This is a genomic window from Trinickia sp. (assembly GCF_051953955.1).
Classification (GTDB): Bacteria; Pseudomonadota; Gammaproteobacteria; order Burkholderiales; family Burkholderiaceae; genus Trinickia.
On record NZ_JBQCIF010000118.1, the window covers coordinates 1 to 20862 of the forward strand.

Annotated in this window: 16 protein-coding genes and 1 tRNA gene; 8 read left to right on the plus strand and 9 right to left on the minus strand. The window is 62.9% G+C overall.

Going from position 1 to position 20862, the window contains the following annotated elements; genetic code table 11:
* From ACTHNZ_RS22015 to ACTHNZ_RS22025, 3 genes are all read left to right on the plus strand, one after another.
* Positions 1 to 358 (plus strand): alginate lyase family protein (locus tag ACTHNZ_RS22015; RefSeq protein WP_440544708.1); only part of this gene is annotated, 358 nt, incomplete at its 5' end.
* A gap of 129 nt (positions 359 to 487) precedes the next feature.
* Entirely contained in the window at positions 488 to 1876 is a 1389-nt protein-coding gene (locus tag ACTHNZ_RS22020; protein WP_440544709.1) for an L-serine ammonia-lyase, read from the plus strand.
* 219 nt (positions 1877 to 2095) lie between these two features.
* Complete coding sequence (locus ACTHNZ_RS22025) at positions 2096 to 3799, plus strand: thiamine pyrophosphate-binding protein (protein WP_440544710.1); 1704 nt, start codon at positions 2096 to 2098, stop codon at positions 3797 to 3799.
* 70 nt (positions 3800 to 3869) lie between these two features.
* Here ACTHNZ_RS22025 and ACTHNZ_RS22030 read toward each other — a convergent pair whose 3' ends face one another.
* A complete protein-coding gene (locus ACTHNZ_RS22030) occupies positions 3870 to 4430 on the minus strand; it encodes a hypothetical protein (protein ID WP_440544711.1) in 561 nt (186 codons plus the stop codon).
* A gap of 215 nt (positions 4431 to 4645) precedes the next feature.
* Between ACTHNZ_RS22030 and ACTHNZ_RS22035 the strand changes: the two genes are divergently transcribed.
* Positions 4646 to 6379 (plus strand): tetratricopeptide repeat protein, encoded by a 1734-nt coding sequence (locus tag ACTHNZ_RS22035; RefSeq protein WP_440544712.1) that lies wholly within the window; start codon positions 4646 to 4648, stop codon positions 6377 to 6379.
* Between the two features lie 21 nt (positions 6380 to 6400).
* Here the strand turns inward: ACTHNZ_RS22035 and ACTHNZ_RS22040 are convergent, their stop codons facing one another.
* Complete coding sequence (locus tag ACTHNZ_RS22040) at positions 6401 to 6781, minus strand: DUF2784 domain-containing protein (RefSeq protein ID WP_440544713.1); 381 nt, start codon at positions 6779 to 6781, stop codon at positions 6401 to 6403.
* Positions 6782 to 6950: 169 nt separating this feature from the next.
* Between ACTHNZ_RS22040 and ACTHNZ_RS22045 the strand changes: the two genes are divergently transcribed.
* On the plus strand, positions 6951 to 8030 hold the full coding sequence (locus ACTHNZ_RS22045; RefSeq protein ID WP_440544714.1) for a phytoene/squalene synthase family protein: 1080 nt from the start codon (positions 6951 to 6953) through the stop codon (positions 8028 to 8030).
* A 71-nt stretch (positions 8031 to 8101) separates the two neighbouring features.
* The gene (locus ACTHNZ_RS22050) at positions 8102 to 8734 is read left to right on the plus strand and encodes a LysE family translocator (protein WP_440544715.1); all 633 of its coding nucleotides are present in this window, start codon (positions 8102 to 8104) and stop codon (positions 8732 to 8734) included.
* 136 nt (positions 8735 to 8870) lie between these two features.
* On the opposite strand, the gene ACTHNZ_RS22055 is transcribed toward ACTHNZ_RS22050, so the two are convergent.
* A complete protein-coding gene (locus ACTHNZ_RS22055) occupies positions 8871 to 9251 on the minus strand; it encodes a hypothetical protein (protein ID WP_440544716.1) in 381 nt (126 codons plus the stop codon).
* Between the two features lie 136 nt (positions 9252 to 9387).
* A complete protein-coding gene (locus ACTHNZ_RS22060; protein WP_440544717.1) occupies positions 9388 to 10467 on the minus strand; it encodes an oxidoreductase in 1080 nt (359 codons plus the stop codon).
* Between the two features lie 271 nt (positions 10468 to 10738).
* Here ACTHNZ_RS22060 and ACTHNZ_RS22065 point away from each other — a divergent pair, with 271 nt between their 5' ends.
* Positions 10739 to 12829 (plus strand): UvrD-helicase domain-containing protein, encoded by a 2091-nt coding sequence (locus ACTHNZ_RS22065; protein ID WP_440544718.1) that lies wholly within the window; start codon positions 10739 to 10741, stop codon positions 12827 to 12829.
* Positions 12830 to 12924: 95 nt separating this feature from the next.
* On the opposite strand, the gene ACTHNZ_RS22070 is transcribed toward ACTHNZ_RS22065, so the two are convergent.
* On the minus strand, positions 12925 to 13824 hold the full coding sequence (locus ACTHNZ_RS22070) for a c-type cytochrome (protein ID WP_440544719.1): 900 nt from the start codon (positions 13822 to 13824) through the stop codon (positions 12925 to 12927).
* A 424-nt stretch (positions 13825 to 14248) separates the two neighbouring features.
* On the opposite strand from ACTHNZ_RS22070, the gene ACTHNZ_RS22075 reads away from it, so the two are divergent.
* A tRNA-Arg gene (locus tag ACTHNZ_RS22075) sits at positions 14249 to 14324 on the plus strand.
* 85 nt (positions 14325 to 14409) lie between these two features.
* On the opposite strand, the gene ACTHNZ_RS22080 is transcribed toward ACTHNZ_RS22075, so the two are convergent.
* The 4 genes from ACTHNZ_RS22080 to ACTHNZ_RS22095 are packed head-to-tail and all read right to left on the minus strand — an operon-like array spanning position 14410 to position 20586.
* Positions 14410 to 15840 carry a TniQ family protein gene (locus tag ACTHNZ_RS22080; RefSeq protein WP_440544720.1) on the minus strand — a complete coding sequence of 477 codons (1431 nt, stop codon included), beginning with the start codon at positions 15838 to 15840 and terminating at the stop codon, positions 14410 to 14412.
* On the minus strand, positions 15821 to 16894 hold the full coding sequence (locus tag ACTHNZ_RS22085; RefSeq protein WP_440544721.1) for an AAA family ATPase: 1074 nt from the start codon (positions 16892 to 16894) through the stop codon (positions 15821 to 15823). Before ACTHNZ_RS22085 ends, ACTHNZ_RS22080 begins: the two co-directional genes overlap by 20 nt.
* A 10-nt stretch (positions 16895 to 16904) precedes the next feature.
* Positions 16905 to 19787 carry a DDE-type integrase/transposase/recombinase gene (locus ACTHNZ_RS22090; RefSeq protein WP_440544722.1) on the minus strand — a complete coding sequence of 961 codons (2883 nt, stop codon included), beginning with the start codon at positions 19785 to 19787 and terminating at the stop codon, positions 16905 to 16907.
* A gap of 10 nt (positions 19788 to 19797) precedes the next feature.
* Entirely contained in the window at positions 19798 to 20586 is a 789-nt protein-coding gene (locus ACTHNZ_RS22095) for a hypothetical protein (RefSeq protein WP_440544723.1), read from the minus strand.
* Between the last annotated feature and the right edge of the window lie 276 nt (positions 20587 to 20862).

Consider the following 20862-nt stretch of genomic DNA (forward strand, 5'->3'; position numbering starts at 1 on the left):
GACGTACGACTTGCAGCCGCTCGTGGTCGCGGCGTTGGCGGCCCGCCGTCACAACCGCAATTGGCTCACGCAGCGCGCGGCGAACGGCGCGACGCTCGCCCTCGCCCTCGATTGGCTCGTGCCGTATGCGCTAGGCGAAAAAACGCATGAGGAATTCGTCCATTCGAGCGTCGCCTTCGATGCCAAGCGGCGCGAGGCCGGCGTGCCGGGCTATTCCGGCCCCTGGGACCCAAAAAATTCGGCCGAATTGTTTCACCTCGCGGCGCGGCTATCGGGCCGCTACGCGGGCGTGGCGCAAAAGCTCGAATCCGCGCCGCCCGCGTGGCTTTCGGTCTGTTTGCCGTTGCCTGCGAGATAGCGAGATAGCGAGACGCAGCGCGCGTCCTGATCGCTGCCTTGACGATGGCGCAAAGGCGCGTAGGCGCAAAGCGCGTGCACTCATCAACCCGGGGCGGGCAGTTCGCCTCGATCAGCTTATGGAGCAGCAATGGCAGTCAGCGTCTTCGATCTCTTCAAAATCGGCATCGGCCCCTCGAGCTCGCACACGGTGGGGCCGATGCGTGCGGCCCTGCTGTTCGTGCAGGGGCTCGAGCGCGACGCGTTGCTGCCGCAGACGGCCTCGGTCAAGGTCGAGCTCTATGGCTCGCTCGGCGCGACCGGCAAAGGGCACGGCACCGATCGCGGCGTCATGCTGGGCTTGATGGGCGACGCGCCCGACACTGTCGATCCGTCGACGATCGCCGAGCGGCTCGAGGCGGTGACCCGTTCGCGCCGGCTCGCACTCGGGGGGACGCACGAGATCGGCTTCTATCCGAAAGAGCAGATCGCCTTTTATCGCCAGGCGCTGCCCGAGCACCCGAACGGTCTGAAGCTGCGGGCGCTCGATGCGAGCGGCGCGGTGCTGCGCGAGGCGACCTACCTCTCGGTCGGCGGCGGCTTCGTCGTGACCGCCGGTGCGCCGAACACGAAGGTGCTGCAAGCGGCCGATCAACGCGCCCACCCGTTCACGACGGGCAACGAGCTGCTCGCGATGTGCGCGCAAACGGGCAAGTCCATCGCCCAACTCATGTGGGACAACGAGCGCGTCTGGCACACCGAGGAAGAAACGCGCACCGGCCTGCTGAAAATCTGGGACGTGATGCAATCGTGCGTGGCGCGCGGCTGCGGCATCGGCAATCCCGATGCCGACGGCAACCTGCCCGGGCCGTTTCAGGTCAAGCGCCGCGCGCCGCAGCTCTATCGCACGCTGTCGGGCAATCCCGAGCAGGCGCTGCGCGATCCGCTGTCGATGGTCGATTGGATCAACCTCTACGCCATCGCCGTCAATGAAGAGAATGCGGCGGGCGGCCGAGTCGTCACGGCACCGACCAACGGCGCCGCCGGCATCGTGCCGGCCGTGCTGCACTACTACACGCGCTTCGTGCCCGGCGCGAACGAGCAGGGCGTCATCGATTACCTGATGACCGCGGCCGCGATCGGCATTCTCTACAAGCTCAACGCCTCGATTTCGGGGGCCGAAGTGGGCTGCCAGGGCGAAGTCGGGGTGGCGTGCTCGATGGCCGCCGGTGCGTTGGCCGCCGTGCTCGGGGGCACGCCGAAGCAGGTCGAGAATGCGGCCGAGATCGGCATGGAGCACAACCTCGGGCTGACGTGCGATCCCGTCGGCGGGATGGTGCAGATTCCCTGCATCGAGCGCAACGCGATGGCGGCGGTCAAGGCCGTGAACGCCGCCCGCATGGCGTTGCGCGGCGACGGCAGCCATTATGTCTCGCTCGACTCGGTCATCAAGACGATGCGCGAGACGGGCGCCGACATGAAGACGAAGTACAAGGAGACGTCGCGCGGCGGGCTGGCGGTCAATATCGTCGAGTGCTGACGCACCGTCGAATCGAGGGCGCCGCCGGTTGCGCGAGCGGTGCTCCGTCGCGGCGTAGCCGAGGCTTGCCTTGCGCCGGTTTTTCGCAGTGACAGGGGCCAACGGTCGGGCGTAAGCTGTCGGCGCCGCGTTTCGCGATGCAACCGTTCAGCCGTTCCGCCGTTCTTCTCGTCGCCAACGAACCAATAGGGCCATAGCCAGCCAGGAGGTCGCCGTTTTATGTCGAATGCCGCCGATACCGCCCACGTGACCGGAGCGCACCTGCTCGTCGACGCACTGATCACGCACGGCGTCGATCGTGTTTTCAGCGTGCCGGGAGAAAGCTTTCTCGCCGTCCTCGATGCCCTTCACGACGAAACCGAGCGCATTCGCACGATCGTCTGCCGGCACGAGGCCGGTGCGGCCAACATGGCCGAGGCGACGGGCAAGCTCACCGGCCGTCCCGGCGTCGCGATCGTCACGCGCGGGCCGGGTGCGACGCATGCATCGATCGGCGTGCATACGGCGTTTCAAGATTCCACCCCGATGATCCTGCTCATCGGCCAATGCGCGCGCGATCATCTCGACCGGGAAGCGTTTCAAGAGATCGACTATCGGCGCATGTTCGGGCAGATGGCGAAGTGGGTCGCGCAGATAGACGATGCGCGCCGCATTCCCGAATACCTGAGCCATGCGTTCCACACCGCCTGTGCGGGCCGGCCCGGCCCCGTCGTATTGGCGCTGCCCGAAGACATGCTGACCGACGCCTGTGCGCACGTGACGCCCGCGCCGCGGTTCCAACGCGTCGCGGCGTCGCCTTCGTCCGCCCAGATCGATCGGTTGCGCCAGTTGCTCGAGCAGGCGCAGCGGCCGATGGTGATCGCGGGCGGCAGTGGCTGGAGCGCGCAGGCCTGCGACGATCTGCGCCGCTTCGTCGAAGCGTGGCAATTGCCGATCGGCTGCGCGTTCCGGTACCAAGACACGATCGACAACGATCATCCGAATTACGCGGGCGATGTCGGGCTCGGCATCAATCCCGCGCTCGCGCAACGCATCGGCGACGCCGATTTGCTGCTCGTCATCGGGCCGCGTTTGGGCGAAGCCACGACGGGCGGCTATACGCTGCTCGACATTCCGAAGACGCGCCAAACGCTCGTGCACGTCCATCAGGGCGCCGAGGAGCTCGGCCGCGTCTATGCGGCCGACCTGCCGATCGTCTCGGGCATGCCCGAAATCGCGGCCGCGCTCGCGGGGCTCGAGCCTTTGCAGGCGCCGATATGGGCGGGCAGCGCCGACGAAGCGCATCGCACCTACTTGGCGTGGAGCGCGCCGCGGCCGATGCTCGGCGACGTGCAGCTCGGGGACATCATGAAGCAGCTGCGCGAGCGGTTGCCTGCCGATGCGATCGTGACGAACGGCGCGGGCAACTACGCGATCTGGCTGCATCGGCATTTCGCCTATCGGCAATGGCGCACGCAGCTTGCGCCGACGAGCGGCGCAATGGGCTACGGCGTGCCTGCCGCCATCGCCGCCAAGTCGCTCTATCCCGATCGGACCGTCGTTGCATTTGCCGGCGACGGCTGTTTCATGATGTCGTCGCAGGAGCTTGCGACGGCGATGCAGTATGGCCTGAACGTCGTGTTCATCGTCGTGAACAACGCGCACTATGGCACGATCCGCATGCATCAGGAGCGGCACTATCCCGGGCGCACGCATGGCACCGGACTCACCAATCCGGACTTTGCCGCGTTCGCGCGCGCGTTCGGCGCGCATGGGGAGACGGTCGAGCGCACGGCCGATTTTTTGCCGGCGTTCGATCGATGCATCGCGAGCGGCCGGCCCGCGCTCATTGAAATCCGCGTGCCGAAGGAAGTCAGCACGCCGGCGGCCACGCTCGCCGACATCGCCGAGCAAGGACGGCGGGCACGCACTGTGGCGAAGTGAGCCGCGGCGCCGTGGGCGTTCGGGCCGACGGCCACGCCGTGCTCGGGTGCATGCGTGCGCGTACGCTAATTCAATGTCCGCGATATAGCTCGTGCTGATTGTCGGACACATTCAGCGGGGCCGACGGTGAACGCGGCGCCACCGGCATCCGCAGCGGTTCCGTCTGGAAGTGCGGCAGCGTGAAGAGAATGTCGGGCGCCGGCGTGATCGTGATGTGAGACGGGTGCCGGCGGCGGTGCGCGCCCGGGTGCCGGTGGTCCCGTCCATGCCCGTGCCCGAGCACATGCCCATGCCCATGTGTGCGATCGGCGTTCGTCGGCGGTTTGGCGGCGGCTGCCGCGCTGGCTTCCTGGGCAACAGGGATCGGGATCGGGCTCGGCAGCGAGGCGAAGTCCGCGGACGACGCCGAAACCGGGGCGGCATCGCTTGCCGGCGCGAACGAGCGACGGATGCGGCCGACGTCGGATCGATTCCAAGCGTCGTCGCCGCCCTGCCGTTCGTCGATCGCCATGTAAGCGCCGAACACGCCGACGATCGTAAAAAGCAAGAGACCCGCCCCGAAGCTCAGGCCCCATCGGCGCGCGCCGTTGGCGTCAGCCGGCGTCCAGTGCCGCGGCAGCGTTTCGCTCAACCGTAAAAAGATCGTTCTGGGCCGCATGATGTCCCGTCGACGATGCGCCGCACGATGCGCGATCGGGCCAACGCGCCTATGCTGGCTACTATGTGGTGTCGCGCTCACGTCGGCAATCGGCGGCGGCTCCCAGGCGTGCGCCTGCCAACATACGGCTTGGCCGCCGCCGTTGTTCATGTGGGTGATCGACAGCCATTTGCCACGAGAAGACGAGCATGAGCAATCGGCGCGCGCATCGATGGCTCGCGGGCCTCGCGATGGCGCAGGCTTTGACGTCGATGGCCGCGTCGCAGCCGCCACCGCCGCCGCCTTGCGCCCCCGCGCTTTCCGTCACCGACGTCGAGCACGGCTTTCGTTTCGAGCGTGATTGCGGCGTCGCACCTGCACAGATTCAGCGATTCGTGGCCGACGCCGGACGCGCCGCGCGCCGTGCTCATTTATCGGGCAGCCAACGCGTGGTTTTGGCGAAGGCCGCCAATGTCATCTTCGCGACGGTGTCGGCGGTGCCGTTCGAAACGGTTGCGCCGATCGTGCTGGCCCTCGCCCAGCAGAGCACCCATGAGGACGACGTCGATTTCCTGACGCTCGCGCACGACTGGAACGATCGATACGGGCTGCTGCTGCGGCGCCTGCGCGTGCTGAGAACCGACGATCCGCTCGAGCCGCAGGTCGATGCCGCCGTCGCCGCGCTCGATCTCGACGCAGCGGCCAAGCTGCTTGCTGCGGAACTGGCGGAGTCCGGCGCACCCAACGATCTCATTGCCGCACGCAGCTTGGAAGCCGGCATCGTCGAATGGCTGCGCTTCTTGCCGAAGCGAGCGCTTACGTTTATCCGCGTCGCACACGTCTTGCGGTCCGACGACCTGGACATTGCCGATCTATATGGCGACCTGCTGGTGGAAGCGCGCTTGTTCGAGCAGGCGCAGCCTGTCTACGAATCGCTCGTGCTGCGCTATCAGGTATTGGCGCATAGCAAGCCCGAGCGCTGGCAGCGGCGCTTTGCGCGTGCGCTGAGCAAGCTCGGCGCCTTGTATGCTGCGTTGACGCTGCCGGCCGATGCCGAGATGGCGGACTTGCACGCGCTCGGGATGTACTGGGAGTTGGCGCGGGCGCAGCCCGAGCGCTTCGGCCCCGCGGTTGCCGACCTGCTGCAGGCGCTTGCCGGGCTCTATCGCGACGCCGATCGCCCCGACGATGCGATCGACGCCTATCGCGAGGCGCTCAAGCTCGAGCGAGCGCTCGCGCAGCACGATGCGCCGGGCTACACGCCCGATTTGGCGACGACGCTGAACAACCTCGGCGTGCTCTATGCGACGGCCCATCGCACCGGCGAAGCGCAAAGCGCCTACGCCGAGGCGCTCGCCCTGCAGCGCGCGCTGGTGCAGGACAATGCCCTCGCTTACCGGCCGGCACTGGCGCGCACGCTGAACAATCTCGGAAACTTCTATAGCGATGCGGGACAGTATGCGCAGGCGGAGCAAGCCTACGAGGAGGCGCTGTCGATTCGTCGCCGGCTCGCGCTCGAAAGCCCCGTGCGCGACGGCCCTGATGTCGCACGCACGCTGACGAACCTGGGCGTGCTGTATCGGCGCGAGGGCCGGACGTCGTTGGCCGAGCATGCTTATCGCCAGGCACTGCGGACGTTGGCGTCGTTCGAACGTGCCGCGCCCGGTGCCTTCGACGCCGATCGGGCGCGCGCGTTGAACAATCTCGGCGTGTTGCTGGCGAAGATGCATCGCCGGCGCGAGGCGGAGGACGCGTATCGGCGCGCCGTCGCGCTGTACGGCCCCCTCACGAAAAAAGACCCCGCCACCTATCGCGGAGACTATGTGCGCGTGCTCGGCAATCTCGCGAAGCTATACGGCGAGATGGGACGAAAGCGCGACGCTCAGGCCGTGCTGCAAGCGGCGGCGAAACTGCGGCAAGAGGCCGCCGCGCGATCACCGTGAGCGGCGGGGCCGTCCATCCTGTCATCGTCGTGGAGGAGGGCGCGGCGGGACGTAGCGCCACGTCAACAGCACGACGAGCGCGAACAGGACGTAGGCGAGCGTAAAGACCCACCCTGGCAGGTCGTAGTAAAGCAGGCGCCCGACCCAGTGCTGGACGAATCCTTCCGGTCCGGCGCTGCCCGTGCGCAGCCGATCCTCGAGCACCGTCAGCGGGCAGGGAATATCGAGCGCCGCCAGCAGCGCGACGATGCCGATGGCGGCCAAATGCGCGAATCTGAAGCGCCGATCGCGCACCCAGGCCCACTCCAGTGCGGCGCCGAGCCACACCGCGGCGAATCCGCCGACGATGAACAGCACGACGAGCGCATGGAGGACGAGGACGGCGTCGGCCAGAGCGGTCATGGGCGGGGCCGGTCGGCGTTGAAGATGCCGATCAGTATCGCACCGGCTATGCCCGCGCGCAGCGAAAACCGGCTGCGGCAGCCGCCGCGTGCGCGCAAGGCGGGATGGCGGGCGGGCGCCCGGCTACAATTGCGGACCGTTGCGTGCATCTCCCTTTCCTATTCGATTCATGTCCAACGCCGTCCGCGCCGACCTGCTCGGCCCCTTGCTCAAGCGCGTCTCGCGCTCGTTTTATTTGACGTTGGCCGTCTTGCCGGCGCCCATGCGCGATCCCGTCGGCTTGGCCTATCTGCTCGCGCGTGCGGCCGACACGATCGCCGATACCTCGTTGATCGAGCCGGCGCGCCGTTTGTCGCTGCTGCTGGCGCTGCGTGCCGCGGTTCGGGGCGATCGCGGCGAAGACACGATGCATGCGATCGCTCGGGTTGCCGATGAAGTGGCCGGCCAGCAAGCGCTGCCCGACGAAAAGCGCCTGCTCGAATCCCTCGGTGCCGCGCTCGCGGTGCTGGGCGAGTTCGATGCGGCCGATCGCGCCGCAGTGGTCGACATCGTCGCGACGCTGACGACGGGCATGGAGTTCGATCTGCGCACGTTCCCCTCCGAGGATTCGGGGGACGTCGCCGCCCTGAGCGACGTATCGGAACTCGATCGCTACACGTACCTCGTGGCCGGATGCGTCGGCGAGTTTTGGACGAAGATGACCTGCGCGCACCTGCCCCGCACCTTCGACGAACCGCAAGAGACCGTCGTTGCGCGCGGAGTGCGCTTCGGCAAAGCGCTGCAGTTGACGAACATCTTGCGAGACTGTTCGAAGGATCTTCGGATAGGACGCTGCTATCTGCCGACGGCGCTGCTCGAACGGCACGGACTGACGCCCGCCGCGCTGCTCGCGTCGGACGCATCGAGCCGTGCGCGCCCGGTGCTCGTCGAATTGATGGCGACGGCGCTCGCGCACTATCGCGCCGCAGCCGACTACACGTTCTCGATTCCGCGCTCGTCGATCCGTCTGCGCTTGGCGTGCTTATGGCCGATTCTGATCGGGCTCGAAACGCTGCGGCTGCTGGCCGCCAACGATGCCTGGCTCGATCCCGAGAAGATCTCGAAGGTGCGCCGCAACGATGTCTATCGCCTCGTCGCCGGCTCGACGGCCGCCGCCTGTTTCGACGGCGTACTGCGAGCCTGGATGGAAAGGATGATTCGCGATATCGAAGCCAGGCTGGCGCGTCCGTCATCCGCCGTTCTTGCGTAGTTGCGCTTACTATCCATCCATCTATCCATCTATCCCCCGTCTATTCAACGTTCGTCGATCGAGGAGAGGCAATGCCCACGCCCAGCTCGTTACTCGCCTTCGGCCTCGTCGCGCTCGGTATCGCGCTGACGCCCGGCCCCAACATGATCTACCTCGTCTCCCGCTCGCTCTGCCAGGGGCGCGCCGCGGGCATGATCTCGCTGGGCGGGGTCGCGCTCGGCTTCGTCTTTTATATGGTCAGCACGGCGTGCGGCATCACCGCATTGCTGATGGCGGTGCCGTTCGCGTACGACGTGCTGCGGCTCGGCGGCGCGCTCTATCTGGTCTATCTGGCCTGGCAGGCGGTGAAGCCGGGCGGCCGCTCCCCGTTCGAGGTGCGCGACCTGCCGGCCGATAGCCCTCGTAAGCTGTTCGTCATGGGCCTCGTCACGAATCTGCTCAATCCGAAGATCGCCGTGCTCTACCTATCGCTGCTGCCGCAGTTCATCGATCCGCACCGCGGCAGCGTGCTCGCCCAATCGTTGACGCTCGGCAGCCTGCAAATCGCGGCGAGTCTCGTCGTCAATACCGCCGTTGCGATGATGGCCGGCTCCATTGCGGCCTTCCTGGCCGGGCGGCCGAGCTGGGTGATGGTACAGCGCTGGCTCATGGGGACGGTGCTCGCCGGCCTCGCCGTTCGCATGGCGGTGCAGAGCCGGCGCTGAGCTTCGTGCTTTATCGGCCGCGCGGGCCGAGCGGCCGATAAAGCGCTCTTGTCTGATGCCAAAAAAAACGCGGCGGGCTCGTAGGCCCGGCCGCGTTTCGTCTTCTCGGGAAGCAGCCTTGCGCCGCTAGCGGAGCTCAGTTGCCGATGACCCGTGCCGCGCCGTCCAACTCCTGATTGATCACGCGCTCTTCGTCGCCCGACAGACCGCCGCCGTGCTGCGCGGCCATGTCGCTGATCTCTTGATGGATCACGTCGAGCCGGTGATGCAGCCCGGCGCCCGTCGGCGGCGGGTAATAGCCTTGGCTGACGCGCTCATCGATGCGACGGTTCAAGTTGTCGATACGCTCGTCCACTTGCGCACGCCGTGCGAGTTCGGCCTCGTGCGGGTTCGGCCGCACCACCGGCGGAGGCGGCGGGGGCGGCGGCGCACGCCGGCGCGGCGGCGGCGACACGGCGCAGGCAGCCAACATGGAAACCAGCGCGCAATAAACGAGTGCGCGAATCGAGCGTTGCATCCCATATCTCCTTATGGTTTTCATGGGAACCGGCGCAGTAGATCGACCGGATCGGCCATGGGGTAATAAACGTCCAGCACGGGCGCCCAGATGACATGCGAATCGCGAATCTTTCGGGAACGCCGTTGTAACGAACTCACGCCGGCACACGCACGAAAGGCAGCCGCCTGCCTTCGCGTGCGCTTTCGTTCGCGAGTTCGATGACCGTCATGACATCGACGGCATCTTGCGCGGAAACGGGAAACGGCGCGCCATGCGCGATCGCTTCGGCGAGGGCGCGGTAGAACTCGACATAGGCCCCGTCGCGCGTCGGCACGACCCGTTCGACTTCACGCTCGCCCTCCAGAGCACGCAGCGTGCCTGCCGCATTGCCGCCGCCGAAACCGTCTTGCCCGGGGCGCAGCCCTGCCTTCAGCTGATCTTCCTGCGTATCGAGCCCCGCTTTCACATAGCTGCCGCGCGTGCCGTGAACGGCGAAGCGCGGAGGCTCGATCGCCGCCAGGGCGCTCGCGTGCAGCACGACCTCTTTATCGGCATAGCCGAGCAGCAGATGGACGTAATCGGGGGCACTCGCCTGATCTCGATGTTGCTTGACCGTCGCAAAGATCGATTCCGGCGCGCCGAATAGCGCGAGTGCCTGATCGATGAGGTGCGGCCCGAGATCGAACAGCAGGCCGCCGCCGCGGGATGCCTCCTCGCGCCAGCGCTGACGCACCTGCGGCCGAAAGCGATCGAAGTGGGATTCGAAATGAACGATGCGCCCGAGCGTGCCGCCTTCGATGAGTTCGCGCACGGTCAAGAAATCGCCGTCCCAGCGGCGATTGTGAAAGGGCGCGAATAGAACGCCGTGCTCGCGCGCGAGGCGGGCGAGCGTCCGCGCCTCGGCGGCCGTCAACGTGACGGGCTTGTCGACGACGACGTGCTTGCCCGCCGCGAGCACTTTGGCCGCAAGCGCATAGTGCGTATCGTTCGGCGTGGCGATCACGATGCAATCGACATTGCCCGAGGCGATGAGCCCGTCGAGATCGGCCATGATTTCGGCTGCGGGGTAATCGGCGCGTGCGTGCTCCGGCTGGCTCGTGGCGATCGCCGCGACGCGCGCGTAGGGCGCGTTCGGCGCATCGGCCGGGGCCCCGCAATGCTCGATGACGGGCGCATGGAACGTCGCGCCCGCGAATCCGTAGCCCATCAAACCGATTTTCAATGTGCGAGCCATGCGTGGATTCCTCCGTCTTGCTTACGACAAATGAACGAGCGGGCGCCGACGATGCGCTCGAAAAGGGACCGATCGGCCGCGCGCCAAGAGAGTCGAGCATTGTGGCATGCCAGGCAGTGGGGAGGAACCGATTCCATCCGGGGCACCCGATTCCAGGCCCCATCCGTGTTAACATCGCGCACTTGCCCCCAAGGGCTTCGCACCGCGCATCCGTTACAGCATCGATGCGTGCTCAAGCAGAACCGCCAACCTCGTTAGACCCATCCAGACGATGTCCGCAGGATTGAATCCCGCCCAGAGCGAGGCGGTGCGCTACCTCGATGGCCCGTGCCTCGTGCTTGCCGGTGCCGGCAGCGGCAAGACGCGCGTGATCACGCAGAAGATCGCCCATCTCATCGAGAACAAGGGCTTCGAACCCCGCCATATCGCGGCCGTGACGTTCACGAACAAGGCTGCCGCCGAAATGCGCGAGCGCGTCGGCAAGCTGCTCGAGGGCAAGACGCTGACCGCGCCGGGCAAAGAGGGCCGGAAGGTGCCCGTCAATCAATTGACGGTCTGTACGTTTCACTCGCTCGGCGTGCAGATTCTGCGGCAGGAGGCCGAGCATCTCGGGCTGAAGCCGCAGTTCTCGATCATGGATTCTGACGACTGCTTCGGCCTGATCCAAGAGCAGGTCGGCTCGACCGACAAAGGCTTCATCCGCAAGATACAGTCGATCATCTCGCTCTGGAAGAATGGCCTCATCGATCCGCACGTGGCCGCGGCCAGCGCGGCGAACGAGGACGAGCACCAAGCGGCGATCGTCTATCGCAATTACGTCGCTACGCTGCATGCCTACCAAGCCGTCGATTTCGACGACCTGATCCGCCTGCCGACCGAGCTCTTCGCTCAGAACGAAGCCGTGCGCGACCGGTGGCAGAACAAGCTCAGGTACTTGCTCATCGACGAGTACCAGGACACGAATGCGTGCCAGTACGAATTGGTGAAGCTGCTCGCGGGGCCGCGCGCGGCGTTCACGGCCGTCGGCGACGACGACCAGGCGATCTACGGCTGGCGCGGCGCGACGCTCGAGAACCTCGGGCAACTCGGCAAGGATTTTCCGAAGCTGCATTTGATCAAGCTCGAGCAGAACTACCGCTCGACCGTGCGGATTCTGACCGCGGCCAACAACGTCATCGCGAACAACCCGAAGCTGTTCGAGAAGAAGCTGTGGTCCGAGCATGGCATGGGCGACATGATCACGGTCACCCAGTGCAACGACGAAGAGCATGAAGCGGAATCGGTCGTGTTCCGGCTGTCGGCTCACAAGTTCGAGCGGCGGACCCAGTTCCGCGATTATGCGATTCTCTATCGCGGCAATTTTCAGGCGCGCATCTTCGAGCAGGTGCTGCGCCGCGAGCGCATCCCCTACGTGATCTCGGGCGGCCAATCGTTCTTCGATAAGGCGGAGATCAAGGACATCTGCGCGTATTTGCGCCTGATCGCGAACCCCGACGACGATCCTGCTTTCATCCGCGCCGTCACGACGCCGCGGCGCGGCATCGGCAATACGACGCTCGAAGCGTTGGGCTCGTTCGCGGGGCAGGCGAAGGTGTCGCTGTTCGAGGCCGTTTATATGGGCGGGATCGAGGCGCGCCTGTCCGCGCGGCAGATCGAGCCGCTGCGCGTATTTTGCGACTTCATGCAGCGCATTGCCGATCGTGCGACGAAAGATGCGGCGACGACACTGCTCGACGATCTGATGGAAGCCATCCATTACGAGGCCTACCTGTACGACACGTTCGACGAACGCCAAGCGCAGTCGCGCTGGCAGAACGTGTTGGAATTCCTCGAGTGGCTCAAGCGCAAGGGCACGAAGCCGGAGCCCGACCAGATCGAGGACGGCGAAGCGAGCGGCTACGACAATGCGGATGGCCTGGCGGATACGGGCAAGAACCTGCTTGGCTTGATCCAGACGGTGGCGTTGATGTCGATGCTGGACGGCAAGGAGGAAGATCCGGACGCCGTGAGATTGTCGACCGTGCATGCGTCGAAAGGGCTCGAGTATCCGCACGTGTTTCTGGTGGGCGTGGAGGAAGGGATCATGCCGCATCGCGGCGGTGCGGACGACGAGCCGATCGACGATGCGCGGATCGAGGAAGAGCGCCGCTTGATGTACGTGGCGATCACGCGCGCGCAGCGCAGCTTGCATTTGAATTGGTGCAAGAAGCGCAAGCGGGCGCGTGAGACGGTGGTGTGCGAGCCCTCGCGCTTCATCCCCGAAATGGGCCTGGACGAAGCGCCGCCGCCGACACCCGAAGAGGCGCCGATGACGCCCAAGGATCGGCTGGCGAGTTTGAAGGCGTTGTTGCAGAAGGCTTGAGATGAACTAAGCGAGCGGAGAGGCGAATATGGACGAACGGGCTCCAAGCGATTGCTGGAGCCCGTTCGTTTGCGTGATGCTTGCGGTGTGGCGCTTTACTTGGCCGCGTTGACCATATAGTCGACAGCGGCTTTCACGTCGTCGTCGGAGGCTTGCGAGCCACCCTTGGGCGGCATGTTGCCTTTCCCGTGCAGCGCGTAGTTGTAGATCGTGTCCATCGGGTCCTTGAGCCGCGGAGCCCAATCGGCTTTGTTGCCGAACTTCGGCGCGCCCATGACGCCGGCTGCGTGGCAGGCCTGACAGACTTGCGTGTAGAGCGCCTTGCCGGCTTGGGCTTTGTCGGCACCCGAGGAGGTCGGAGCCGGTGCGCTCGGCAATGCGGCGATGGCGGCGGCGGCCTGATCGTTCACCGAGCCGGTGCTCGCGCTGGCACTTTGCTCCGATGCGCCCGACGCTGCGGCCGCCGTGTTTTGGGTTGCGGCTGTCCCGGAAGCCGGCGCGGCCGGCTCGGGGAAATTCGCACCGGAGTGATCGGCCATATAGACGACGGCGCGGGCGATTTCATAATCGCTGTAGTCGTCGGGGCTCGTGCCTCCACGGGGCGGCATCGCCCCCTTGCCCTGCAGGGCCGTTTTGACGAGCGTTTCGTAGCCCTGCGAGATTCGCGGCGCCCAATCGCTGGTATTGCCGAACTTCGGCGCGCCGGCGGCACCGGGCGTGTGGCAGGTCGTGCAGACCGCCTTGAAGACTTCCTCGCCCGTCTTGTAGACGGGAGGGGCGTTGGGGTTGCGGACATCCACCTTGGCGAGCGGCGCGATGCGTGAGGCGACGGTGGCATCGGCCAGGCCGTTCGTGCCGGCGCCCGAGCGTTCAGACTGATTGACGTAGTACGCGAGCAGCCAGATGACGATGATTGGGATGGCGAACGCCGCGACGACCGCGGCGATCAACTGGCCGGGCGTTTTGATCGGGGCTTGGTGTGGTGCTTCGCTCATGCTTGTCTCGTCTCCCGGGGATATTGTTGGTGAGCGGTACAGCGCGACGGCAACAGCTAAACCTTGAACCTGGAACGGCTAAGTCGGCAACGACTTAATTAATTCGATCAAACACGGTCGATTATAGACGCAACGTTTTGGCGTCGGCGAGCGGGGACGGTGCGGGGTGGGGGCGGCGTTTACCCGTGTTTGCCCTTAGAGCGCGCAGCGAAGGGGGCAGATCGTCGACGCGAGGAAGCGCATCGTGCGAATGGTCGCGGACAAGGATGCGTGCGAGAGCGGTGCCGCGGAACTCGTTTGATGTTGAGTTGAAAGGAAATAGAAAGATTGGCGGGGCGCTCGGTGGACGCGGTAGGCGAAACCGGGTATTCTCTCGGTCTCGCTTGGCGCCGAGACTTCCCGCTCGCAACGCCTTCATGCTGAAGCGCCCGTAGCTCAATGGATAGAGTACTGCCCTCCGAAGGCAGGGGTTGCTGGTTCGATCCCAGCCGGGCGCGCCAAAAGTCGCGAACTCATTCTTCTTAACGGTCTGTGTGCCGTTACTCTACAGATGTCGTAAACGACATCTGTAGGTCGCCCAAATGGTTACAAAAAGTCCCTGTCGGGACTGATTCCGGTATTTCCTTCAGTTACGGGCGACGCCCTCGCGGTCCAGTTGTGTTTTCTCCGGACGGCCGTGCCGTACCGAGCGTGGGCTTCCCGCTGTGCCGCGTGATAATCCCACCACGACCCGCGCTTGCATGACCGTGTTCGCATGTTCGCGATGACGCGCCTCCTGCTGGGATATTCGCCGGTGCTGGCAACCACACTGTGCGCGCGACAATACTCCTCTGTGAACCGACGCTTCCGTTCGTCGAGGTCGTGCTTCCTCTTCTCCTGACCGGCTGCGACAACTGCTGCATACTCCTCCGGGAAGTTCATGCGCAGGTACTTTGGCGAGGTCAGGAGTTCATCCGCCATCTGATACCCGGCAAGTGCCTGCCCACTGCGCAGGGCGCGCTGCATCGCGTCCTTTATTTCAGCGTCGGATTTTCGTCCGACGTAATTTCGGCGATTGAGCAACGTATCCGGCTCATCGGATGGGCGTGCCCGTAACGACAGCCTGACCTTGTTGCCCAGTAGAACGTCCGCGATTGCACAATTGCAGCAATACGCAATCAACGCTAAGCGGTGCAGACTGATACTCGCCGTCCCTTTAACCCACGCGTGCAGGAGCGACTTGTTCACGCCGAGGTGTCTCGCGAGGTGGGCGCGCTTGCCGTTGAACAAGCTGTCGGCTGCGTATTCGAGAAACACAGACTGGGCAGACTTCTCGAGTTGAAGGCCGGCGAATACCGTTGCGTCTTCCAGTAGGTCCGCGATGATGCGAGATATCTCGACATCGAAACCGCTGGCAGCAGTCGCCATCGACGTGCAAGGGAGCGACTCGCGAGCGCTCCGTCTGCGAGAGGAGTTGTTTTTGTTATGCGGCTCGCTCTTCCATGGTTCCTCCATCAGGTTCACGCCGTGGAGCGGACATGCCTTCACTGGTGCCAGCAGCCAGAGGAGACGCATATAGCTCTCTCGGCCATCTCGAACATCACCATCGAGACAGTAAGGACAGTGTCGCCGCGCGGTTGCTTGCAGCTTCAGGGAGGGTACTAGTCCCCTAAGCGGTAGCAGAGTGCACATTTGCAGGTCATTGCGAAGCGTCGCGCGATTGAGGACTTCGGCCCACTCCAACGCGACGTCACTTATTCCCGACAGCGTGGCCATGTAATCGGCTCTTCCGACGTCGCGGGCCATTCGCATCGGCTCGACCCCCATCAGGTTGCGCGCAAGGGGGCCGAGGACGCGATGGGTCATCGTCCATCTTCCGACGTCCTGTGCGTTGCAGACCCGATTCATGAAGCTGCCCAGCGATTCGCGGGCGCCGCCGTATGACATTCCGTAGGGATAAGCTCCGGAGAGGATGGAGCGGGCCGAAGCCCGCTCCGGCCAGCCGTTCGGCAACCAGTTAGGCGAAAGCACTGTCATTCCCGTCCTCCCCTTTACGTCCAGCGCCTTGATTGTTCGACCTGCGTCCCCTGGCAATGAGTTCGCTCTTGACCTGCGACAAAGGCTTGTAATGCATAGGCCCGTCGGGCTGCAGGAAAGGCTTGACGCGTTCTTCGCCGTCCAAAGTGCTGGGCGCAACTGTGTTGTAAGCTTCCTGGGAGGGGAAGGAGTTCCAAAGCACGGCTTCGTCCCATTTGTTTCCCGCTTCCGCGCATGCGAGGACCGCCTTGATGAGGGTTTGGATGGCCCAACCCGACAAGCCGATATGTGCCTCAAAGAGCTTCATTACATACGGTTTCAGGTCGACTATCTCTGATAGGGGGATGTGCTTGGCAAATTCCTTAATGAGCTGTGTAAAAGCGTCGAAGTCATCTTGATTTTCTTGATATCGAGGGAAATGAACGACCGCTATTCGTCGTGCCAACTGGTCGCTGCTGCGTACGAGCTGCTCGGAACCGTAAGCGCCTACAAGCAAGAGGTTCATGTTGCCGCGATTTCCCAGCGACTTCAGCAGATTTCCGTATTGGAGCGGGTCGGATTTGGAATCGACGAAATGTATCGCCTCGTCCAAAATTAGGTGTCGTACCTGCCGATTCCCCAACGCTCGCTCGAACCGCCTGCGACTGCTCTTCACAATGTCAATCGGTGAACTCGTTTGATTCGTTGGCTCGTCAGTAAAGAGAGAGTTCAAGTCTTCGCAAATGCGGTTGTAGAAAAGCGGCCAGTTAATCTCCTTCTGGTCGGGGGCGTCTACTTCGCTCAGGACGACCGGAATGACGCTGGGGTCTTCGCGAATTTCCGTCTCATACCGCCTCAAGAGCGTTTCGGTCTGGAGTCTGGCGAATGTTGATTTGCCGACCCCTGTAGGACCGACGACTACCGTGAGCGAAAGTCCGGCTGAGGGAATCATGCAGTTTTTGACGTCCTGAATGACTTTGTTGAGATTGCGATGGCTGAAGCGAAGTGACTTCATGTACATGCCCTTCATCTCGGTACTGCCCGCCTTGGCTTGTTCGAAAGTAATCGGGTTCATATCCACTCCGCTAGATGGGCCGGGATGTCGGCAGGTTGTCGTAGTTGAGCAGCAACTGTTTCTGAATCCGCGGCCGGGGATTCCGGAAAATGCTTTGAGTGTCGGCGGATGTGCTGTTGACCTGTTTGAATACAACGGCGTCCTCGGACACTTCGACGTGTGGCGCCGTGACGGCGTCCTTAACGAGACCGGCTGCGCCGTAGACGTGCCGAGTGGCGGCGGTAAGGGATGCAGCGTCGGGGAGCATGTGGTCGCTGAGCACAGAACATAGGGTGGATTCCAACTTCTGGTCATCAACACCTCGCATGCGCAGGCGAGCTTCGTAGATGACATATCGCCACTCGATGGACGTCAGCTTCCGATACTTCATCAGCAACGCAGACTCGCACCTGACCCATTTATCCTTGATTTGCACGTAGACGATGCTGACATCCCACATGTCCACTAACACAGGCAGCCGTTGACTTTTCCGTAGGGACCTGTCGGTGAAAGCGTCCGACCAATACCAGATGCCACAGACCTTAACGCCGCGCTGTTTGTCGAGCATGCGCACCGAGCCCTTTGGAGGGACGCAGGTGAGAATGTAGAAGTCAGCGTCGTAGGGTGTCAGGCGCGTGAGCCGCCGGCCGGTGCATTCAAAGCGACGATGCATGTACTCAATCGGCGCGTGGTCATGCGCGGGGTGAATTCTGACGTTGTAGTCACGGAAGAGAAATTCATCCAGCAAGCCATGCAACTGTGCGAATGTCATCAGGTCCGCCCGCAAGGGGTCGACAGATTTGGTGACCATGCGCACATTGCGTAGCGCCTTCGAATTTCCCGGAAGGTCGTGAATGAACTCAGTGTTCAGTGTGCCGAAGAGGCGTTCAATTACTGCGCCGAATCTGGCTTGGTGTGCAGGCCTGCGCTGCAGAGTAATATTGAGCGAGTCACAAAGCTTATCGAAGGCATCGGACAAGAATTCCCTGCCGTTGTCCACGACGATGATTGCTGGTGTTCGCTGATATACCGACACCATATGGCGAATTACCATCATGCAGCTGACGGTGCTCGGAGCATGTATCGATAGATAAAAGCCGACGACCGCACGAGTTTCCGCGTCTATCGCCAAGGTGAGCCACGGTCGGCGCTTGTATATCCTTCCGCCTCTGCCGCGAATTTCCACGAACACGTCCAGCTGCGTGTGGTCGATATGAACACGATGAAAAGGGCGTCCTCCATGCACTTTGTCGGTGAGATGCAGGTACCACGTGGCCGGCTCTTCGGAATACACGGCGCGCGGACCTTCTCTGTCTTTCTTGCTCCTAAAAAACTCGGAGTGACGGTAGAAGGTCTTCTTCGACACTAGCTCGACTCCCGCCTCCTCACTCAGAGCCTTATATCGCCGATACGTGGCCCGAACACCGGGATTCGTGGGGGTGTTCCCTTCTTCTACGGCAGCGCGAACTATCGTAAGTTGCTTGTCGGTTATCTGGCACCTACCGCCTCTTCGACGCTTCGGCGTAACCGCACGACGCTGAGCAATATGGGATTCTCCGGCCTCACGCGCAGCTTTCCTGATTCGTTGCACCTGCCGTTTGGAGAGTGCGCAGCGAACGGGGCGGCCGAGTTCAATGTCGCGCACCAGCAGATAGCGATTCTTTCCTTCAATAATCTGTTCGTCGGTCAGGGCGCCGATAGTAGCAAGCAGCTCATCAGTGGACGCCGCGGTCGCCAGCAGAAGGATGTCGCGGTTGAACATCATCCTTTTGAAGTCGGGAATCGGCATCAACGCGCCATCACGGGACTGCTGGTCGAAATAGTGCACAGCGTTACTGCTAATTGCCGACACCTCATAAACCTTTGCTTGCCCCTTGAACATGAATTCGCTACCCATGTCGACTTCGAAGGTGAACCTGTTGTCGACTGCTCGCGGGAGAGGACGACTTGCCTTTAGAGCGTCGAGTTGTGCGATTGACCGGCAAAGAATCGTATCGCGCGTTTCGGACAAATCATCGTATGTGAGGTCGACGAAGAGGCGGCGCTCAGCGATGGCCTTGTAGATGTCGTCGACCGTAAATTTCCCGGGCGGCGTATCAATGATGAGTGGCTCGTTCCAGGGCGTATTGTCGGGTAATGCATGCTTTTGCAGCTCGCCCATCGTCATGGGGCACAGGTCGTCGGTGAATTTTTGAATCGCAGCCCATGCGTCCTCTGTCAGGGGCGCACATCTGCCGGATAGGAAATCCGCCAGAAAATCGAGGTTGTCCGTGAACTGCGAACAGTTTTCGTCGCTGGACCGCAAGCAGAACGTGATGCCCATATCGCCAAAGTGCTTCTCACGCTCTGGACATCGCCACGTTCCGTCTTGGTCTCGATAGAACCTGTTTGGCATTTTCTCCGCCAAGTCTTCGAGGTCACCCGGTGTCTTCCACTCTTCGATGTACGGCCCATACCAGGTGATGCGGAGAATATCGGGAGTGTATTTCGTAGGCATCAGGTAGTGCCTGACGGTGCCGTTCGCAAACTTTCGCTCTGTAGGGACCGCGATGCGGACCGAAGGTGGCTGGCAATAGAATTCACATGTCGAATTGTCGAAGTCATATCTGATTACGGCACCGAACTCAGGCTTACGACTTTCGGTTGTCAACCTCCGCTTCATCTTCCGCGAGGTGTAGCGGGTTACCACATTTCCAATCCTGGATTGAGCCTTCCTAGAAGGTGAGTTAGACCTCGTGTCGAAGATGTATTCTTGCCCTTTGAGTGGCGTGCCCCATTGCTGGAATAGCTGAATCAGCTCCGAGTTGGAAAACGGCTTTGCGACATAGTTTATCGGGTCCGTTTCGGTCCAGCTCCGCTCCTTCATTTGCCATCTGGACAAGAGGGGAACGGCGGCAGGTAATTGAATGGTCACGATTACTCTCCTAGAACGTGGTTTGTCGAGTAGAAGACTTGCTCGGTGTCGCTAAGCTATCGGTTAGCGAATCTACGAGCGTCCACATGTCGCTGCCTTCCTGCGGGTCAATGCTTCGCTGAACCGGCCGCAACCGCAGATGCACGTTGGTCCAGACGTTCTCCAATCGGCCGCACAGGACGAGAACGTGAATCGCTATCGGTTCAACCTTAGGGAGGCTGCGCGCCGCGGATGCCTTCTGGACCGCGATAATCGCTGCTTGCGTCTTCCTCTTCGGCAGCGAACTAAGGTACGAGCGCAACCTATCTAACTGTTGGCCGGGGGATGCCTCGAAGTACCGACCTTTCGGGCCGAACAGAGCGGCCCAGGTGCCGATGCGGTCACCATCCAGTTCCCACTCCGAGCAGCGGACGATTTCAGGCGTCAGCACCGTGACTTCATAAAGTCCTTCGCCGTCGGTTACCAGAACGCGAGACGTCCTTTCGCTCGAAACCTCGCTTTCTCGGGCTTGCGGGATAGGCGAAATGCGCTTAGGTGTGCGGATGCGCGGGATTGGACGTGACGTCGGCGTGCAGAGTCGCTGAATGCTTTCCGGGCACGGTACGGCGTTGTCCATGCCGTCCTGTGCGGCCCCGGCTGCCGCTGCGGCTGGCAACATACCGCGACGCTTCACAGGATGTCGGCCGGTTGCGTCGGGTTCGAACTGTACCCTTCTTGCAAACGAAGCGAACGTGTCAATGCGACGAATGAAGCTCGATAAATCGGCACCGAAATCGGTGGAGGCATCTTGTGCGTTCATGAACTTCTCCATGTGCATAAGTGAAATGAAAAGCGTCCCCCTCGCACCAGCTGAATCGCTGGCTGCGATGCTTCACACGCGTGACTACCTGTCCACGGGCAGTCACGCGTGGTGGATTAAAAGCTGTGCAGCCCCAGGTTTTATGGGCCGCGTTTCATGCGCTTATCCGGCATGCTCCAGAAGTAGGGGCTGCGGGTTTTCCCGGGGGCAATGAGGGGGAAAGAGAGACTGCTGAAGGGGCCAATCGGGGGGAGGGAAGGACAGCGAAGGCGGTGC

Excerpts from the sequence above, each read along its gene's own strand:
- ACTHNZ_RS22095 (WP_440544723.1), bottom strand. The coding sequence starts at position 20,586 with ATGAACGCACAAGATGCCTCCACCGATTTCGGTGCCGATTTATCGAGC.
- ACTHNZ_RS22050 (WP_440544715.1), top strand. The coding sequence starts at position 8,102 with ATGCCCACGCCCAGCTCGTTACTCGCCTTCGGCCTCGTCGCGCTCGGT.
- ACTHNZ_RS22025 (WP_440544710.1), top strand. The coding sequence starts at position 2,096 with ATGTCGAATGCCGCCGATACCGCCCACGTGACCGGAGCGCACCTGCTC.
- ACTHNZ_RS22055 (WP_440544716.1), bottom strand. The coding sequence starts at position 9,251 with ATGCAACGCTCGATTCGCGCACTCGTTTATTGCGCGCTGGTTTCCATG.
- ACTHNZ_RS22070 (WP_440544719.1), bottom strand. The coding sequence starts at position 13,824 with ATGAGCGAAGCACCACACCAAGCCCCGATCAAAACGCCCGGCCAGTTG.
- ACTHNZ_RS22085 (WP_440544721.1), bottom strand. The coding sequence starts at position 16,894 with ATGAACCCGATTACTTTCGAACAAGCCAAGGCGGGCAGTACCGAGATG.
- ACTHNZ_RS22045 (WP_440544714.1), top strand. The coding sequence starts at position 6,951 with ATGTCCAACGCCGTCCGCGCCGACCTGCTCGGCCCCTTGCTCAAGCGC.
- ACTHNZ_RS22040 (WP_440544713.1), bottom strand. The coding sequence starts at position 6,781 with ATGACCGCTCTGGCCGACGCCGTCCTCGTCCTCCATGCGCTCGTCGTG.
- ACTHNZ_RS22020 (WP_440544709.1), top strand. The coding sequence starts at position 488 with ATGGCAGTCAGCGTCTTCGATCTCTTCAAAATCGGCATCGGCCCCTCG.
- ACTHNZ_RS22065 (WP_440544718.1), top strand. The coding sequence starts at position 10,739 with ATGTCCGCAGGATTGAATCCCGCCCAGAGCGAGGCGGTGCGCTACCTC.
- ACTHNZ_RS22035 (WP_440544712.1), top strand. The coding sequence starts at position 4,646 with ATGAGCAATCGGCGCGCGCATCGATGGCTCGCGGGCCTCGCGATGGCG.
- ACTHNZ_RS22080 (WP_440544720.1), bottom strand. The coding sequence starts at position 15,840 with ATGACAGTGCTTTCGCCTAACTGGTTGCCGAACGGCTGGCCGGAGCGG.
- ACTHNZ_RS22060 (WP_440544717.1), bottom strand. The coding sequence starts at position 10,467 with ATGGCTCGCACATTGAAAATCGGTTTGATGGGCTACGGATTCGCGGGC.